Below are 16538 nucleotides of genomic sequence, written 5' to 3'. Positions count from 1 at the left end.
CGCGCCAAAACTTATTCAGACAGGCAAGCAAATTGCTTAACTTTTCACACGAAAAAATTGCGATAAGTGATTGACGCTGAATAATTACTGGGCAATAATGAGGCGGGTTTCAGGAAGGTTGATTATGAGTTTTTACAAGCACTGTTTTAAAGTTTTACTAATGTGTTCAATTGCTTTTGCACCTGCGGGTCAAGCCATTGCCAAATCATCCTCCAAGAAACAAACCGTTTCTGCGAGCAAAAGTAAAAAATACAGCGCGCGCGTTTCTTCGCAGTACCGCGTTAACCCTGAAAAAACCAAAGGGATGCGCCCGGTGAAATTACACTCGCATGCCAGAAAAGCGGCGCGACCGACAGTCGATGCCGAGATGTTTGATTCGTTCCAAGGCAAATCGCTCAACAATGGCAATTTGTCCATCGCCTCAACCAAGGCGCTGGTGATGAACCAGAACACGCACGAGATCATTTACTCCAAAAACCTCGATACGCCGACACCGATTGCCTCCGTCACCAAACTCATGACTGCCATGGTCGTGCTGGACGCAAAACTTAACCTGAATGAAGAAGTGTCCATTACTGAAATGGACGTTGACTACCTGAAAGGCACTTCTTCACGCCTGCCAGTCGGCACCACCATGACACGTGCCGACCTGTTGAACCTGGCTTTGATTGCCTCCGAAAACCGTGCAGCTTCTGCGCTGGCAACGCACTATCCAGGTGGTAAGGCCCGTTTTATCCAGGAAATGAACGCCAAAGCAGCCAGCCTGGGCATGATGAATACGCATTTTGAAGACTCCACCGGCCTGACCAGCAACAATGTCTCAACCGCCATGGACTTGGCCAAAATGGTTCACGCCGCGTATCAGTACCCATTAATACGCCAGATTACGACGACGTCTGACTACGACTTATATGTGAATAGCAGACGCCAGCCGATACACTTTCACAATACCAATGCCTTGGTGCGTGACAGCTCCAACAGCAGCTGGGAAATTGGCCTCTCCAAAACAGGGTATATCAGTGAAGCAGGCCGCTGCCTGGTAATGCAGGCAACCATTGCGGGTGAACCGCTCATCATGGTGTTGCTGGACTCCGTTGGTAAATTGACCCGAATTGGCGATGCCAAACGCATCAAAAAATGGATGGAACACAACTACAGCACCCTGACCTCCCAGAGTGCAGGCTCCGGCATTGTGCTGACCGGCCTGTCGATGAGCAAGTCTCTGAATGAAGAAGCCAACTAATCCTGAACTCTCATAAAAAAGGCCCGCATCCAGCGGGCCTTTTTTATGAGAGAAAGTTTAATGCTCTGCGCCATCAAACTCAGGATCATAACCTTCACTGATCGCCGATTTTTGCTTGTGCTGCTGCCACTGTTTGCGCAAAGCTTCTTTTTTCTCGGGACTCAAGCTTTGAAACTGCTGGTAACGTTTGCGCGCATTCTCGCGCTCGTAGGGCGTCATGCGGCTCCATTTCACCAGTTGATGCTGGATGCGCTGCTGCTTCTGCGCATCCATTTTTGGATACTCCTTGGCAATATCGAGCATTTTTTCACGCTGCCATGGCCGCAAGCTATCCCACTCACTGGCCAAAGGCGCCAACACGGTTTTCTGCTGTTCCGTCAACTGTGCCCAAGTCACATTGGCCGCAGGATCGGCCGGGGCCAGGTCATTCTTGATCGCCCCGATATCGGCCATCGCCATCACGCGCGAGGCAGCGGCCTCGCCCGGGAACGCTTCTGCAGCCACAAAACTCGGCAACGAAGTGCCGAAACAGAATATCCACCCTATCCACAAAGAATGATTTCGTATCATTTCTCATTATTCCATGAAAGCATTTTGTATCGCCCGGCGCACAACCCTACCCAAAGCGCCATCAAATATCTTCTGAATACTGCCAGGCAGCAAACCCGTTATCGACAAATGCCTCGACAGGCATATCATCGCTGAGCAACAGCGCATCATCATTCTGGCTGTTAGAGATAAACATCAAGCCCACCGCAAAAAAGATAGAGAACACGGCCATCCCGGCGACACGGGGATGCCCCCATGAAGCCGATGACAACACATCCGACCAACCGGAACGGGCCTGATGCGCAGCTGCATGTTGCGCCAAAGCAGCCTGACGGGCCTTCGCCAACCGGTCTTGCACTGCGGCAGACAGCGGCCGATCATCCTGCTTGAGTGCCTGCACCCCTTCGCGCAGAGGGGTGGGCAAGTCATCATCCACGTGACGTTGTATCCTCATGCCTTACTCCTTGTTTGGCAGTTTCCGGCGACCAATGCCGGCCTGCTCCATTAACGTTGATAACGCACTGACTGCTCTGGAGCAGTGCGTTTTAACACTTCCTTCTGAACATCCCATCACCGACGCTGTTTCAGCAACGTCTAATTCCTCCCAATAACGCAGGACGAAGGCTTCCCGTTGACGTGCCGGTAATTTTGCCAGGGCTTTTTCAATCAGGCGCATCACTTGTGACCGCTCGAGTTGCTCGGCAGGATCCCCTTCCTGGGTTTCCACCTCTATCGTTTCAAGTGGGTCATAGTCTTCATCCTCTTGCGAACCGAGTGACGAAAACAGACTGGTCCACAAGTTGCGCACTTTCTGCCGCCGCCAGTAGTCGCGCATGGTATTTTGCAAAATGCGCTGAAACAACAATGGATATTCTTCAATCGGCTTGCTGGCGTATTTTTCAGCCAGCTTCATCATGGCATCCTGCACAATATCCAGTGCGGCATGATCGTCACGCACCGCATACGCCGTTTGCCTGAAGGCCCGTTTTTCAACCTGGCGTAAAAAATCCGATAGTTCTTGCGCACTCGCCACTACAAATTCCCATTCCCGCGATCGTCAGTTTCTCATGCTGACAAAGGTGCCATTTTTGCGACATTGTTGTGAGTGTTTATCCGTCTAAAACAAATATGCACGGTTTTATCTCCCTCTGGCAGGGAGTATATCAGTTTTAAATTTAATTACTGTTAGAATAAGCCTGCGAATTGCCACGTGATAACGGCCACAAGCTCAATAGCAAAAGCACACTATTTATGCTCACAATTAAAAAATAATGTTTATGCCTTCTCCAGTAAATTGCCAAGTAGTGCAAGCCGCCGCTCGGCAAACCTCCGTTTTTTCTGCGTGCGCCTTATGATGATCAGCACGATTGAAAGAACCCCTGATATCCAGCACTTGCGCCTGTACACGCTCTTCAGGCTCGGGGCCTCGGGCATGCTGTTTGGTAGCCAGTTGTGGCCATTTTTTCGCAACGCCCCGGCAGAACCCTCACTCACCTTTTGGGCATTGCTGTTATTCTTTTTGTACGCGATTGCCGTCAGTGTCAGCTTTGAGTCCCTGCAATGCAAGCAAGGGCTAGCCGTCAAGATCCAGACCAGCCTCGACATTGTTTTTATCGTGCTCATGCTGCATTTTTTACCTGGCAACCAGAGTGCGATTGGGTTGCTGCTCATCATCAATATCATCTTTGCCGGGCTGATCAGCGATGGCCGCTTTGCCATGTTTTATGCCGCCATTGCCACCATAGGCATTCTGCTCGAGAACACTTTTCAGCTGTTAAACCGCAACGTGCCCATGAACGATTACAGCAATGCAGTGCTATTGTCATTGAGTTGCTTTGCCACGGCCTGGCTGGCACAAACGCTGACTGCACGCATGCAAAGCAGTGAAAAGCTGGCCAGCCAGCGTGGGCGTGATATTGAACATTTAGCCAAAACTAACGCCCTGATCACGCAAGAAATGCCTAACGGGGTGCTGGTGATAGACCAGCACCAACAGCTCAAACACTACAACCTGCAAGCCTGCAAGCTGCTGGGGTTGGAAGAATCACAAATGCTGGCAGCGCTGGAACTCTCCACCCCGGTGGAGCAACTGATTCCGGCAATCATGCAATTATTGCGTACGACGCCCTCGGCCAAACTGGCCTCGCCAGATGCCACCAAACTCAGTATCAACAATCGCGACCTCGGTATCCGCTTTCACGCCATCTCAGAAAATGCAGACAATGGTGTGGTGATTTTTATTGAGGACTGGTCACAAATACAAACCCAGGCCCACCAGGTAAAACTGGCAGCACTGGGCAGGCTGACAGCGAATATCGCGCACGAGATCCGCAATCCGCTGAGTGCGATTAGCCATGCGACACAACTCATGCAAGAAGACTCGCAGCAGCCTGGCACGCAGCGCATGCTGCAAATTATTTCTGACAACGTGCAGCGGCTGGACCAGATTATCAAGGATGTGCTGGAGTTGAATCGGCGCGACCGCACCAATCAGGAAAAATTAAATATCAACAGCTTTGTGCTGGAGTTTTATCAGCAGTTTTGTGCGGTAGAAAAGATTGCCCTGAGTGATTTCACACTTAGTTTGCCTGCAGCAGAAACCGGCATTATTTTTGATCGTCGACACATCAACCAGATTTTATGGAATCTGTGTAAAAATGGATGGCGGCACAGTCAGCAACAGGTACAAAGCCTGCAACTGAACGTCGTGAGCGATAAAAGCGGACAGTTTATTCACCTGCTGGTCAAAGACGATGGTCAAGGCGTGGACCCGAAAATTCAACCCCACTTGTTCGAACCGTTCATGACCACGGAGAAAACCGGGACCGGGCTGGGCTTGTTTATCGCAAGAGAGCTGGCTGAGGCCAATGGCGCAAAATTAAGTTATACCACGGGAGCCGGTGGCACCCAATTTTCACTGACAGTTAAAAAGGCAATTGTTTAAATGGCAAACACTTATCGTTGTCTGGTAGTTGATGACGAAACCGATATTCGCGAACTGGTCGTCCTGACACTGGAACGTATGGGCATACAGGCCGAGAGCGCCAGTACCGTCACAGATGCAAAACATATGCTGCAGTCTTTCAGCTATGACTTGTGCCTAACCGATATGCGCCTGCCGGATGGCTTGGGCCTGGAACTGGTACAGCACATCAATGCACAATTTCCGGGGCTGCCCGTCGCGGTAATTACGGCTTATGGCAGTGCAGAAAATGCGGTTTCTGCGCTCAAGGCCGGGGCCTACGACTACATCACCAAACCGATTTCACTCAAACAGTTGCGGCCATTGGTCGAGTCTGCGCTCAAGCTTTCCTCGCAAAAAGAATCTCAAGGAGCCAACACCGTCGATTTGATTGGGGCGTCTCCGGCCATGGGCTATGTCAGGACCATGATTGCCAAGCTGGCACGTAGCCAGGCCCCTGTTTACATCAGCGGGGAGTCTGGCAGTGGTAAGGAGCTGGCCGCACGCCTCATCCACCAGAACAGCGCCCGCAAGGACCAGTCTTTTGTCGCAGTTAACTGTGGCGCCATCCCCGAGAACCTGATGGAAAGCGAATTCTTTGGCTATAAAAAAGGGGCTTTTACCGGCGCCGTTCAGGATACGCAAGGCCTGTTTCAAGCCGCCAGTGGGGGCACCTTGTTTCTGGATGAAGTAGCCGACTTGCCACTGGCCATGCAAGTCAAACTGCTGCGCGCGATTCAGGAGAAAAAAGTCCGCGTGGTGGGGAGCACCATTGAAGAGGCCGTAGATGTACGCATCATTTCTGCCACGCACAAAAACCTTAATGCCATGATGGAAAAAGGCGAATTCCGGCAGGATTTGTATTACCGGCTCAATGTGATTCAGCTCAAAATGCCGGCCTTGCGTGAGCGCCCCGAAGACATTCCGGAGCTGACAGAACGTTTGCTGACCAAGTTGTGCCAGACACAAGGCATAGACATCCCGGTGATTGCCGATGATGCCAAAGTGTTTATTCAGCAACTGCCCTTTCATGGCAATGTCCGTGAACTCGAAAACATGCTGGAACGCGCACTGGCGCTATGCGATGGCCAGACCATTACGGTAGAGGACTTGTCGCTGGAGGACATGCCTGCGCAACTGAGTGATCGCCCGGTGTTGCCCTGGAAGGCCCCTGTATTGGAGCGCGCCAACGAACCCGTGGCGAAAGCGGCTGACGTGGTCCCGCCAGCCAGCACCGCACCCGCAACGGTCCCTGGAACCATGTTGCCGATGGATGTGAGCTTGTCTGATTATCTGGAAGACATTGAAAAGCGCACGATTCTGCAAGCCCTGGAGAAAACTAACAATAATAAAACTGCGGCGGCCAAATTACTGGGCATCAGTTTCCGCACTTTGCGCTACCGTTTATCCAAGCTAGGATTATCGAAAGAGCAAGACGCGGACCTGGACGACGCAGACGGCGACGAAGAGTAAAACAAAAAGGCGACCAGAAGGTCGCCTTTTTTCATCCAGTCAGGGTTAGCTTAATACAATCGCCAGATAGGCCAGGTAGAACAGGCCGTTGACAAGCAGGTGCCATACCAGCAAACCACCTTTGGCAATGCGGTAACGCACCCAGATGGCCGCCAGCAAGGTGATCAGGATGCCCAGCGCGACCTCTTGTCGCGGAGACCAGTCAGTCAACATAATGCCGATTGCCGGCAACAAAGTGCCTTGAAACACCATGGCACCGGTAATATTGCCAAACGCCAGCGTGTCTTTGCCTTTGCGTATCCACAAAATGCTGTTCACCTTTTCGGGCAATTCTGTAGCAATCGGGATAATCAGCAAAGACAGCAACAAGGCTGACACGCCCAAAATGGCGGCCGCAGTTTCCACCTCGTTGATAAAGCCTTTGGCACCGACGATAAGCAAGCCCAAGCCAAGCAACAATTGCAGCAGAATGGTGACCATGTTGGTGGGCAAGCCCAACCGGGATAACATCATGACATCCTCGGCCTCGGTCGCATGCCCCTCCTCCACCAGGCCTTTAGACGCCTTGATGGTCATCAGCACATACACAAAGTAGATCAGAATCATGAGGATACTGATCGCGTAGCGCACCATGGGGACGGTGTGCGGAATAAACATGGCTACTGTGGCAAAGACAAATGCCAGAATAAAGAAATTCAGATCACGGATCAGGCCAGTGCGCTCGGGACGGATATGACCCTGTGCGCCACGACGTTTTAAAACTGAAAAGGCCATCAAACTGATGGATAAGGTTGCCAGCATCAAGGGCGCGCCCAAAATCGCACCCACCCCTATGTCATTGCCGGCATGGCTATCGCCCGTGGAGGACGTATAGGAAAAAATCGCCAGCAATGGCACCAGCGTCTCGGGCAACGCAGTCCCCACCGCCGCAAAAATTGAGCCAGTCACGCCTTCAGAAATCCCCAGGCGCTCCCCCAAATGTTCCAGCGCGTTGGTAAACACCTCTGCGGCCACTAAAATCAGCACCAGCATCAGCAATAATTGTAAAAAAACCATACCTGTCCCTGTCTGGCGGTCATCAATCCTGCATGCGTCCACCGCCCGATTCGCATGTGCATGCCAAAGGTGTGCACGCGGGCGAAATCATAACGCAATTCGGTCAAATTCACCTACAATGTTCGTATGTCACGTCATTTGTCACCCATGATAGAAATTGATCATGCTGGCTTTGCCAGTCATGCGCGCATCATCACTTCGCCCAATCAGGACGACCGGCCTGAGCATGCAGCCATCGACATGATCGTGATCCACAACATCAGCCTGCCACCGCAACAATATGGCGGCGAGGGCATTACACAGTTATTCACCAACCGGCTGAATGCGGACGAACACCCTTACTACGCAGAAATTGCGCAACTCAGAGTATCTTCACATTTTCTGATCCGCCGTACCGGTGAGCTATTGCAGTATGTGAGTTGCGCACAACGTGCCTGGCATGCCGGCGCTTCACAATGGCAAGGCCGCGAACGATGCAACGACTTTTCAGTTGGCATTGAACTGGAAGGCTGTGATATTGAGGCGTTTGAAGATGCGCAATATGTCACCTTGCAAGCCTTGGTCAAGGCGCTACAGCAACGCTATCCTATCCAGCATATTGTCGGCCACGCAGACATTGCGCCGGGGCGCAAAACCGACCCCGGCCCGTTTTTTGACTGGCAGCGCCTCTCTACGAATGCTTAAGCCTTCGTAGCCTTATCCAGGCTCACTGCCATCACCCCGGCCAGCACCAGCAGGGTGCCCAGCCCCTGTATCCAGGAGAGATGCTCGCCCAGAAACAGGTAGGCAAGCATAATGGTCGAAACCGGGCCTATCGCACTGATCAGCGAGACTTTGCGGCTCCCCAATTGTTGGATGCCGAGATTCATCAACACCGAAGGCAGTACAGTCGCCACCAGCGCCATCAGCAAAGCCAGCATGTATACCGCCTGCGGGAATGAGGCCACCTTTTCGTACGAGCCATTGCAAGCAAAATGCGTAGCGCTCGCAAGCGCAGCCAAGCCCATGGTCAACGCGGTAAAGCGGCTGGCCCCCAACTTGGGAATCAGTTGCCCGCTCACCAGTAAATAACTGGCATAGACAATCGCACTTAGTAACACCAGCCCAGCGCCATACAAGGTGTCTGCAGAATCGAATCCCGCCAGCACCACATCATGCCAGACCACCAGCACGACACCTGCATAGCTGGTCACCATGGCAAACCACTCACGCCGGGTAATCTGGTGTTTAAGAAAAATCGCACTCATGACAACGACCAAGGTTGGGTATAGGAATAAAATGACTCGTTCCAGCCCGGCAGAGACATAACGCAAGCCTTCAAAATTAAGCCACATCGACCCATACCCGCCAGCCATCGCTAACAATGCCAGCTTCCACCAGTCGTGGCGCGCCATACGCACAGGCGTGCCTTGGCGCATAGCCCACCAGCCAAGTGCAGCGAAGAAAGGAATAGCAAACGCCATCCGCAAGGAGATCAAGGTCGCTGCATCTACATGATAGGCATAGGCCAGCTTGACCATAATCGCTTTTGACGAAAAGGCCACGGAGGATAACAGTACCAACATGGCACCGTAATAGGGGTGTGTCGCGTCTTTCATATGTGCCCTAAATAAAAGGGCTCGCCGGGAGGGAGGGACAACAGATCAACCGCGGAGAGCCCGCGGTTGCATGAGATTTACGACAAGCAGCAACCGCGGCACGCTGTGGCGACCAGCCACAATGCCTTTCGGTGCATTGCCAACACAATAGTTGAGAAAAATTGCTTGTTCATAATGTTGGGCAATTTACGTGGATTGGCAAAAATGGTCAAGCGTCTTGTGATACACCGACGACAATTGCCTGATGTTGGATGATTGCCACGATAGCCTCAACTTAAGCCAAGCGGCTTTTGCAGGGTGATCAGCTGCATGTTTTCGACCTTGGCCTGCCACATCTCTGGCTGGTAGGGAAACGGCCTGACCTCCCCGGTCGGCTGATAACCCAGCCGCTGATAAAACGCGATTAATGCCTGCCGCAGACTGACAACCGCCATTTGGCTGGCCCGCACCTGCCAATGCTCCACCGCCCATTGCTCAGCCGCCAGAATCACTGTTTTGCCATACCCGCGGTTCTGCGCAGTCGGCTCTACGGCTATCATGCCCAGGTGCACGGTCTGCTGTACAGCATGCCATTCGGCACACAGCGTCACCGTCAATTGTGATGCCAGCCAGCCTGTGAGTATCTGAATATCATCCCGAGCGAGAAAACTCAGCACCTCCTCTGGCGTGGTACGCTTGCCATCGAGCAAATCAGCCTCCGTGGTCCATCCTGCCCGGCTGCTCTCGCCGCGATATGCACGATTCACCAGTGCCGCGATGATGTCGGCCTCCTGCGCTTGCGCAGGTCTAATCACTAACTCAGTCATGACCTTATTGTGCTAATTTTTCAATGCGATGTTGTACCACCAAACTGCCTATCATATCGCCCTCGACATTCACGGCAGTACGGACGGTATCGAGCAAGCGGTCTATAGGCAACAAAATGGCAATGGCTTCAGCCGGCAATCCCACGCTTTGTAACACCATCACCATGGTCACCATGCCCGCACTGGGAATCCCCGGGGCCCCCATGGCCGCGATCATGGTGGTTAAACACACCACCAACTGCTGCCCCAGCGACAAATCAATCCCGGCCAGTTGTGCCACAAACAAGGCCGCTGCCGCCTCATACAGGGCCGTGCCATCCATATTCATGGTTGCCCCTAGCGGCACCACAAACCCGGCAATCTCAGGCTTCACATGCATGTTTTGCGTCGCACAACGCATCGTCACCGGCATGGTCGCATTGCTAGAACTGGTGGCAAAGGCCGTCACCAATGCCTCCCTGGCTTGCCGCAAAAACCACACGGGATGTTTGCCTGTAAACAGAAACAACAAGACCGGTAAAACAATCACGCCATGAAACAAGGTCGTCCCGGTCACCACCAGCATAAACTTGGTCAAAGAGGCAAACAGGCTCACATCCTGCGTTGCGACCAGCTTGAATAACAGTGCAGCAATCCCCCATGGTGCCAGCCGCATGATCCAACCAATCATCTGCATGCTTAGACCCATGCCCTCTTCAAACAACGCCAGCCATTGCGGATAGCGCTCGGACGCCATCACCAGCGCAATGCCCAAACACATGGCATAAGCAACAATCGCCAGAATATTACCCTCGGCCAGCGCCTTGAAGGGATTCATGAATATGCCGTGCAAAAACTGTGTGAAAAACTCGGGCAGGCTCATCTGCCTGGATTCAAACTGCTGCATGGCATGCGAAAACATTTCCAGATGCAGCCCTGCCCCCGGTTTAAAAAGATGACTTGCAGTCAACCCAATTACCACCGCGATGATGGTCGTGGTAGCAAAAAACAGCAAGGTTGTTTTCCACACCACATCAATCTGACGATGCTGGCGCAGATTGGCGATGCCAGTCACAATCGCGCAAAACACCAATGGGATCATCACCATTTTCAACAAATCAATGAACAAAGTACCCACTAAGTTCGCCGCATATAACACACCCTCTGGCGCTTTTCCCTGCGCAAATAACCCCAGCGTTACAGCCACTACAACAGCCAGTAGAATTTGTCCGTTCAGTCCAAGCTTACTCATGTGCGTACCCTAAAATTGTCGGCTGAGGTTGCAATAAACAAAGAGGCAGCCAAAGCTGCCTCATCAATGGCATTAAGCAAACTCGTTACAGTGAATACCTAAAAATGAACTTGTCTCGTATATTGCAAAGATGGATGGCCGCAGTGACAGCGAGGAGCCTAACTCAATCTACCGCCATAACGTTACACTTCAGTAAGCGCCGATGTTTTGATCTCTACTTTACCAAACTTCGATATAAATCAACGTAAGATTTAACCATTTGGTCCGCTGTAAAATGCTCCCAATATCTTTCTTCAGCCCGCCTTCCCATTTCAGCCGCCTGATCAGGATGCTCCCATAAATACTGCATCGCTTGACGTAAAGCCGCAGGATCACTTGGGGGCACAACCAAACCCGTTTCATTTGCAATATTAATAAAAGTGGTGCCGGTGCCGATCTCACTAGAGATCATCGGTTTGCCATACATGGCCCCCTCCAGCAATGAGATGCCAAATGCCTCCGACCTTAAGTGAGAAGGAAAAAGAACGCCATAACACAAAGTTAGCAACGCAACTTTATCCTCGTCCGGCAATTGTCCCAGAAAGTGAATATTGCGTAGCCCCAGCTTGAGTGCTTGCTGCTTCAGCTCCCCCTCAATGGGACCTGCACCGACAATTACAATCGGATAATCCAGCCCTTTTGCGGCCTCTAACAAAATGTGCAGGCCTTTGTAATAACGGATAACGCCTACAAACAAGAAAAACTTCCGGCCAACCCTACCATGCCAGTAGTTCAGCCTTTCGGCTGATGGCACTGGATAAGTTGCCTTATCTAATCCAATCGGAATAACGCTGACTTTATTCTTGTACTTTGTGAGTACATCACTGGTCGCCAAATAATTAGGGGACGTTGCGACAATACTGTTGACCGCGCCAAGAAACTTCCTCTTCAAAGGCCGATAAAACTTGAGGAGATGCTTCTGGCGAATAATATCCGAATGATAGGTTAATACTGTCGGCTTTTTCACCATGGTCGCAAAGTGAACAACATCCATGAACGGCCAAGGAAAATGGTAATGAATCACGTCAGCCTTTTTGGCTAGTTGCGCAAAACGCAAAAACGCTGACACTGAAAATCCAGTTGAAGCAATCTGTAAATCTAGTCTAGCGCGATGTATCCTATAACCGTCAAGCTCGATAGTTCGAGGCAACTGTTCGGTAGTTAGGGATAAAACATCTGTTTCAACCCCAAGTTTTTGTGATCCTATTGCAATTTGGTTAATAACTTGCTCAACCCCGCCCATTGAGTCAGGGAAGGCTGTCTTATAAAAATGCAGTACTCTCACAATATAGTATTCAATTTAATAAAGTCAGCCGCTTTAACTAAAGTAATTTACACCAAACAAAATATATTCTAGTAGCTCATTTTAGTAAGATTATTTACACAAGCTTTTAAGTCGTTTCATGACTGATAAATTACTTTGTCTATATTTGGAGAAATTAAGAGCCTTTTCTAGAAGTAACCTGATCACAGATTACTTCAGCAACTTGTTTAGCAATAACTACTCTCTACCGACACTAACTTTAAAGCCCTGATTTTTGAGTAAAGCATGTTGTTTAGCCTTATCCAAATCAAAGGCAACCATTTCAGCAATCATTTCATCTAGAGTAATCTTTGGCACCCACCCGAGTTTTGTTTTCGCTTTACTAGGATCGCCAAGTAGAGTTTCAACCTCACTGGGGCGGTAATATCTAGGATCAATCCTTACAATTTCATCACCCACTTTGACAGAGGGCGACTTATCTCCTACAGTTTTTGCAACTCGGCCAACTTCATTTACACCAGTACCTTGCCATTGAATTTCAATGCCTAATTGAGCTGCTGACTTCTCAATAAATGAACGAACACTATACTGCACCCCCGTGGCAATAACAAAGTCATCAGGCTCCTCCTGTTGTAACATTAGCCATTGCATTTCAACGTAATCTTTAGCATGCCCCCAATCACGAAGAGCGTCAATATTTCCCATATATAAGCAATTATCAATACCTTGAGCTATATTGGCCAAACCTCTTGTAATTTTTCTAGTAACGAAAGTTTCCCCACGGCGTGGGGACTCGTGGTTGAACAAAATCCCATTACAAGCGTAAATACCATAAGCCTCGCGATAATTCACCGTTATCCAGTAAGCATAAAGCTTTGCGACTGCGTAAGGTGATCGAGGATAAAAAGGAGTAGTTTCCTTTTGTGGTATTTCTTGTACAAGACCATACAACTCTGATGTGCTTGCTTGGTAGAAGCGTGTCTTTTTCTCCAACCCGAGAAACCTTATACCTTCCAATAATCGTAAAGTACCCGTTGCATCAATATCTACAGTATATTCTGGAGACTCAAAGCTTACGGCAACATGCGATTGAGCCCCAAGGTTATAGACTTCATCAGGTTCAACCTGCTTGAGTATTCTTATTAGATTGGACGTGTCAGATAAATCTCCGTAGTGCAAAATCAATTTTGGATTTAACACATGTGGATCTTCATAGATGTGGTCAATACGATTAGTATTGAATAGGGATGAGCGTCGCTTGATACCATGTACTTCGTAACCTTTAGCTAGTAAAAACTCAGCTAAATATGACCCATCTTGACCTGTTACTCCAGTTATTAAAGCCTTTTTCATACCATCCTTGAAATTTATATCACTTTAAAATAAACAAAAAACCATTAAAAATGCAAATAAAAAATTTTACGACTAACGTGATGTCCAACACGGTCTTTTGAAAACCCGATTGCGCCTATGTCATTAGAGCTTATAAAGAAAACTTCTCTGATGAGAGAGCAAACATCTCCAACCATGGATATGGTGAATTAGGTTACTTCTTTCAATTGACCGTGACTTAATTCAAAAACTCTGTTGCAAAATTGAGAAATCAATGATTCTGAATGCGAAGCAAATACAAAAATTTTTGCAGAAGAAACAATACTTTCCATACGCTCTCTTGCTTTTATCTGAAATGATTTATCACCTGTACCGAACATCTCATCGACCAAAAGAATTTCAGGTTGATTTGATGTTGTAACCGCGAACATAAGCCGCATTAACATTCCCGATGAGTATGTTCTAACTGGAGCACTTAGAAAATCTCCAAGATCGGTAAAACTCTCTATGGACGGCAATATCTCATTAATTTCTTTTAAAGACATTCCTAGTAGCAAGCCCAAACGATAAATATTTTCATAACCTGTTAGCTCTGAGTCCAAGCCTGCTCCAAGCTCTATTATTGTTGATACCTTACCCTCTCTAATAATGTTTCCTTTTGTTGGCGTATAAATACCCGCCATGGTTCTTAATAACGTTGTTTTTCCCGCGCCATTATGCCCAATCAAACCAACAGAGTCCCCATCGTTAAGAGCAAAGTTAACATTTTCTAACGCTGAAACCGATACTAAATTCTTTTTGGTTTTTGATAAGCGCCCACCTGTACTGACCTCAACAAGTTTACTTTTTAAAGACATCGCACCTGCATGATAAATTGGATAGCTAAGTGACACGTTATGAAATATTATTTTTGCCATACTATACCCAAAAAGAAATGCTTCCTTTATTTTTCCCCAGAGAGTAAATTACAAACGACCAGCCTACTAATGCTGCAACACAGCCAACCTCATAAACAAAAGGATTGATTGATGCACCAATTAAAGGGTCTCTGATTAATGCTAATAGGTAGCTAAAAGGATTCAACCAAACAATAGCTTGTTGCGACACCTCCAGTAAATTTGGTCTGTATATAACCGGGCTTATGAAGAAAATTATTGGCATCATTGCAGAAACAATCTGTTCTATATCTCGAAAACGAGCACCCCAAATACCTAACAATATACTTATCCATAATAAATTCGCAATAACGAGCATTAGTCCTGGAATAAACAATAATTGTCCAATACTGATGTGTTGGTGGAAAATAAATAGAACGACCACTATCACGATAAAACTATGAGTTAGATTTATAAGATGCTTGGCTACAAGCTGCAATGGGAAAAGCGTGTATGGGTTCTCAATATTTCTTATGAAGTGGGAATTTCTTACAAAGATAGAGCATGATTCAAGAATGCAGCCAGATATGAACTGCCAAGATACTAATCCGATAGTCAGAGATGGAATAAAAGTTGCGGAATCTTGCTTTAACAGCATACTCCATAAAAAGCCCAAACCTGCGACACTAACTGAAGTACTTATTATCATCCATATTGGACCTAAAGCACTTCGTCTATATCTGGCTTTGGTATCACCCCATGCAAAAAACAAAACTAAGTCTAATTTTGAAATCGCCCTCTTGATATCATTAAAACCAATTGCTAATGTGCTCTTCAACCTCTGACCAAAGCATGCAATGCCTGAATACTCAACCATTTACGTAGGCCTCAGCTTGAGTCTTTATGTTATATGTAGCTTCATCACCATAAGGCATTTGCGGTATTGGAGCCGCTAATATCATATTAGTTTTTAGAGCCATTTCCAGAATGTTACCAATGTCAAATCGAGATACATTTGTATAGCGAACTTGTTTAAACAGCTCATCAAATGCAAATGATGTAGAGCACAGCACCCTTGGACACAGATCTAAACAAATCGAAGCAATTCCGGATCCATCCTGCCCATTCTCATAATAGGGCAGCCATGAAATATCAACTTGTGATGCGACGCTCAAAAAGTCCTCATCATTTAGCTCGCCCAGAAAGAAAACTCTAGATTTTAGTTCTTTCGATGAAAGGACATTTTTGATTAATTTTGATAGATATTCATCAACCTTTCCGTTTGACTTCAAAGTTTGTGGGTGTTGTCTACCAAAAATCACTAATTTGTAATTTTCAGGTAATAATTTTAAAGCCTCCAATGCATCCATATGCCCTTTGTAGCCACTGATGTAGCCAAACATACCAATTAAGACATCATCTTTTGATAAGTTTGCTCTGGTACGGATATTACTTAAAACGGATTTGTTAGGAACGAAGTCATATGGCACCAACTTCAGAGGATGCAGAGTAATATTTTTATAATCAAAAAAATGTCCAATTTGTTTTTTTGCGCGGGTAGTATGAACAATAACTCTGGCATTAGCATTAACAGCTTTTCTTAAAAGACCCTTATTAATTTTAAGGTGTGTATTTAAGTACAAGTTTGAGAACAAATCTTTCAAACCAGACTTAATTTTTAGCATTAAGATTTTCTTAAATGCCAATCTTGCACCAGAGGGAGTTGTGCTGATTAATCGAGGGGAGTGAAATGTAACTGATGTATTAGGATTCGCCTTTACTAACCAGCCAAACCTCTTAATGATATCTCTAGGAAGAGACCCATAAAGACCTGCCTCCAGTTGAATATTCACAATATCAAAGCCCGTCAACTTTGAAGCAAGACATTTAATATGCTCGTCACCTTTTGGCCTCACGCCAAAATCGACAGACTGCAATAGACTTAGATCTAGCTCCAAAACCTCCACATCAAATTCAGGAAAAAATTTTTCGATGCTATCATGAATAACTTTAGTAAATGCTGCATTTCCACAGCTTTCCGAGTAGCTTGACACGATTGCCATTTTTTTCTTCATTATTTTAACCTTGAATTATTTATACATTGAGTGTT

At 47.8% G+C, this 16538-nt stretch carries 16 protein-coding genes; 4 read left to right on the top strand and 12 right to left on the bottom strand.

Annotation, left to right across the window (positions count from 1 at the left end):
- The first annotated feature begins 160 nt into the window (after positions 1 to 160).
- The gene (pbpG, locus tag GOC95_RS07195) at positions 161 to 1243 is read left to right on the top strand and encodes a D-alanyl-D-alanine endopeptidase (protein ID WP_194749810.1); all 1083 of its coding nucleotides are present in this window, start codon (positions 161 to 163) and stop codon (positions 1241 to 1243) included.
- A 57-nt stretch (positions 1244 to 1300) separates the two neighbouring features.
- Here pbpG and GOC95_RS07190 read toward each other — a convergent pair whose 3' ends face one another.
- The 3 genes from GOC95_RS07190 to GOC95_RS07180 all read right to left on the bottom strand — a co-directional run bounded on the left by GOC95_RS07190 (position 1301) and on the right by GOC95_RS07180 (position 2825).
- Positions 1301 to 1696 carry a DUF3106 domain-containing protein gene (locus tag GOC95_RS07190; protein ID WP_228518968.1) on the bottom strand — a complete coding sequence of 132 codons (396 nt, stop codon included), beginning with the start codon at positions 1694 to 1696 and terminating at the stop codon, positions 1301 to 1303.
- 178 nt (positions 1697 to 1874) lie between these two features.
- The gene (locus GOC95_RS07185; protein WP_275356486.1) at positions 1875 to 2246 is read right to left on the bottom strand and encodes a DUF3619 family protein; all 372 of its coding nucleotides are present in this window, start codon (positions 2244 to 2246) and stop codon (positions 1875 to 1877) included.
- Positions 2247 to 2249: 3 nt separating this feature from the next.
- Complete coding sequence (locus GOC95_RS07180; protein WP_275356485.1) at positions 2250 to 2825, bottom strand: RNA polymerase sigma factor; 576 nt, start codon at positions 2823 to 2825, stop codon at positions 2250 to 2252.
- Positions 2826 to 3143: 318 nt separating this feature from the next.
- Here GOC95_RS07180 and GOC95_RS07175 point away from each other — a divergent pair, with 318 nt between their 5' ends.
- Positions 3144 to 4736: an ATP-binding protein gene (locus tag GOC95_RS07175; RefSeq protein WP_275356484.1), complete on the top strand. Its 1593-nt coding sequence runs from the start codon at positions 3144 to 3146 to the stop codon at positions 4734 to 4736.
- Positions 4737 to 6227, top strand: coding sequence for a sigma-54 dependent transcriptional regulator (locus GOC95_RS07170; protein WP_194749805.1), 1491 nt, complete (start codon positions 4737 to 4739; stop codon positions 6225 to 6227).
- Between the two features lie 45 nt (positions 6228 to 6272).
- Here GOC95_RS07170 and GOC95_RS07165 read toward each other — a convergent pair whose 3' ends face one another.
- Positions 6273 to 7283: a sodium:calcium antiporter gene (locus GOC95_RS07165; protein ID WP_275356483.1), complete on the bottom strand. Its 1011-nt coding sequence runs from the start codon at positions 7281 to 7283 to the stop codon at positions 6273 to 6275.
- A 126-nt stretch (positions 7284 to 7409) separates the two neighbouring features.
- On the opposite strand from GOC95_RS07165, the gene ampD reads away from it, so the two are divergent.
- Positions 7410 to 7967: a 1,6-anhydro-N-acetylmuramyl-L-alanine amidase AmpD gene (gene ampD / locus GOC95_RS07160; protein WP_275356482.1), complete on the top strand. Its 558-nt coding sequence runs from the start codon at positions 7410 to 7412 to the stop codon at positions 7965 to 7967.
- Here the strand turns inward: ampD and GOC95_RS07155 are convergent.
- The 8 genes from GOC95_RS07155 to GOC95_RS07120 form a co-directional block, all read right to left on the bottom strand.
- Positions 7964 to 8881 (bottom strand): DMT family transporter, encoded by a 918-nt coding sequence (locus GOC95_RS07155; RefSeq protein WP_275356481.1) that lies wholly within the window; start codon positions 8879 to 8881, stop codon positions 7964 to 7966. The genes ampD and GOC95_RS07155 overlap by 4 nt on opposite strands.
- Positions 8882 to 9150: 269 nt before the next feature.
- Positions 9151 to 9687 carry a GNAT family N-acetyltransferase gene (locus tag GOC95_RS07150; protein WP_275356480.1) on the bottom strand — a complete coding sequence of 179 codons (537 nt, stop codon included), beginning with the start codon at positions 9685 to 9687 and terminating at the stop codon, positions 9151 to 9153.
- Between the two features lie 4 nt (positions 9688 to 9691).
- Positions 9692 to 10918, bottom strand: a complete 1227-nt coding sequence (locus GOC95_RS07145; RefSeq protein WP_275356479.1) for a dicarboxylate/amino acid:cation symporter — start codon at positions 10916 to 10918, stop codon at positions 9692 to 9694.
- Positions 10919 to 11132: 214 nt separating this feature from the next.
- Positions 11133 to 12242, bottom strand: a complete 1110-nt coding sequence (locus tag GOC95_RS07140; RefSeq protein ID WP_275356478.1) for a glycosyltransferase family 4 protein — start codon at positions 12240 to 12242, stop codon at positions 11133 to 11135.
- Positions 12243 to 12458: 216 nt separating this feature from the next.
- A complete protein-coding gene (gene gmd / locus GOC95_RS07135; RefSeq protein WP_275356477.1) occupies positions 12459 to 13574 on the bottom strand; it encodes a GDP-mannose 4,6-dehydratase in 1116 nt (371 codons plus the stop codon).
- 188 nt (positions 13575 to 13762) lie between these two features.
- Positions 13763 to 14470, bottom strand: a complete 708-nt coding sequence (locus GOC95_RS07130) for an ABC transporter ATP-binding protein (protein ID WP_275356476.1) — start codon at positions 14468 to 14470, stop codon at positions 13763 to 13765.
- A 1-nt stretch (position 14471) separates the two neighbouring features.
- A complete protein-coding gene (locus GOC95_RS07125; protein ID WP_275356475.1) occupies positions 14472 to 15305 on the bottom strand; it encodes an ABC transporter permease in 834 nt (277 codons plus the stop codon).
- Entirely contained in the window at positions 15298 to 16503 is a 1206-nt protein-coding gene (locus GOC95_RS07120; RefSeq protein WP_275356474.1) for a glycosyltransferase, read from the bottom strand. Before GOC95_RS07120 ends, GOC95_RS07125 begins: the two co-directional genes overlap by 8 nt.
- Positions 16504 to 16538: the final 35 nt, after the last annotated feature.

This window comes from Methylophilus sp. YYY-1, from assembly GCF_029132825.1.
GTDB lineage: Bacteria > Pseudomonadota > Gammaproteobacteria > Burkholderiales > Methylophilaceae > Methylophilus > Methylophilus glucosoxydans.
The sequence above is the reverse complement of the archived record's forward strand: the minus strand, read 5'-3'. Positions and strand labels throughout refer to the sequence as shown.